This window comes from Actinomadura formosensis NBRC 14204 (assembly GCF_001552155.1).
In the GTDB taxonomy this organism is placed as follows: Bacteria; Actinomycetota; Actinomycetes; order Streptosporangiales; family Streptosporangiaceae; genus Spirillospora; species Spirillospora formosensis.
Map to the genome: position 1 here is coordinate 1 of NZ_BCQQ01000273.1, position 1654 is coordinate 1654.

The 1654-nt window shown below is 73.4% G+C and carries 2 protein-coding genes; both read left to right on the plus strand.

What is annotated here, in order from left to right; translation table 11 throughout:
• Positions 1–36 precede the first annotated feature (36 nt).
• A complete protein-coding gene (locus AF1_RS32455) occupies positions 37–1173 on the plus strand; it encodes a sigma-70 family RNA polymerase sigma factor (RefSeq protein ID WP_084263545.1) in 1137 nt (378 codons plus the stop codon).
• A 116-nt stretch (positions 1174–1289) separates the two neighbouring features.
• Positions 1290–1568 (plus strand): hypothetical protein, encoded by a 279-nt coding sequence (locus AF1_RS32460; protein WP_157419437.1) that lies wholly within the window; start codon positions 1290–1292, stop codon positions 1566–1568.
• Positions 1569–1654: the final 86 nt, after the last annotated feature.

A 1654-nucleotide genomic window follows, 5' to 3' on the forward strand; every position in this document is an offset into this window, starting at 1 on the left:
CCAGGGCCGGAGCATCGAGTGTTTGGAGACTCAACGATGCAGCTCAAAGGTACCTCGGCCCTCGATGGAGGGCTACCGGACGAGACATTGGCCAAGGCGTTCCAGGCTGGTGACCGTGAGGCGTTCGCCGCGCTGTACCTGCGGTACGTCGATCAGGTCGCCGGGTACGTGCGCAAGCGCCGTACGCGGGTATCGGCCGCCGACTGCGAAGACCTGGTGCAAGAGGTGTTCGCCGATGCGCTGGCCGAGCTGGGCGACTGGCGCGACGACGGGCGCGCGGACTCGTTCCGCCGCTGGCTGTTCGGGCGGGTGGCGCACTTCACGCTGTACAAGGACGGCCGGAAGTACTGGGTGCGCCGTCAGGCGTACTTCCGCAGCGAGGACGAGTTCCGCCGGGAGCTGCGCGACAACCCCGGCCAGGCGGCGGCCCCGTCCGGTCCGGTCGCCGCGGGGCTGGGTGAGGCACTGCGCGGCAAGCTGGGCACGCTGCGCCCGCACTACCGGCGGGTGCTGGAACTGCGCTACGTCGAGGGGCTGTCGATCGATCAGACGGCCGAGGTGATGGGCCGCACGCCCAGTTCGGTCAACAACCTGGCCGCCGCCGCGCTGGATGAACTCCGCGCTCCCAAGCAGGTCAAGCACGACCGCACGGACAAGGTCAACCGAATCGTTGCCGCCGCCCGCCGGGTGCTGGCCGACCGCGGCGAGGACGGGTTCACCGTCCGCGCGGTCGCCGAGGTGGCCGGGGTCAGTCCCGCACTCGCACAGCACTACTTCGGATCCCGTGCCGCGCTGCTGGCCGCCGCCGGCAACGGCGACCCTGCCGCGCTGGATGCGCTGCGCGCTCCCAAGCGGGTCGCCTACGACCGGGGCGACAAGGTCGCCCGGATCCTGTCCGCCGCCCGGCGGGTGCTGGCCGACCGCGGCGAGGACGGGTTCAGCCTGCGCGCGGTCGCCGAGGTGGCCGGGGTGAGCAATGCGCTTCCCGCGCACTACTTCGGGTCCCGGGCCGGGCTGCTGGCCGCCGCCCGCAACGGCGACCCTGCCGCGCCCGCCGAGGGGCACCGGCCGGTGCCCGGACGACGGGCAGGCGGTCCGCGCTCTGCCGCGGTGCGGTGCCGTTCCACCGACGGTGGCGCGGCACTGGCCGGGGCAACGGGCGGTGCGCGATGACCCGGCGTCCGTCCCAGCTCGGTCCGGTCCCCGCCACGAAGTGGACCGTCCGCCGGACCATCCGTTGGACGGTCCGGTCCCTGGCCGATACCGCGTCTTGGTCCATGTCGTGGACCGTGTCGTCTCTGCTGTCGCTCCCGCTGCCGGACCGTCCCGCGACCCCGCGCAAGGACCGCCGCCGGACCGTCCCCGCCGCCCGGCACGTCGCACCTCGTTTCGTCCCCGCCGCGCCCGAGGTCATCGAGTGCGGACGGTGCGGCCAGACCTGCCACCGTGACCGGCTCGCCGTCCAGCCCGCCCGGTGGCTCATCGCCCGCCCGCCGGTCCGTGCCGCCTACTGCTGGCGGTGCGCGGCAGCCATCGCCGACGAACTTCTGTTGGAGGTATCGCCGTGAACACGCTCGCACGCGTGGCGCTGCTGGTCTTGCTGGCGCTGCTGGCCGCGTTCCCCGTCCCGGTACTGGCCGTGACCGGCACCGGC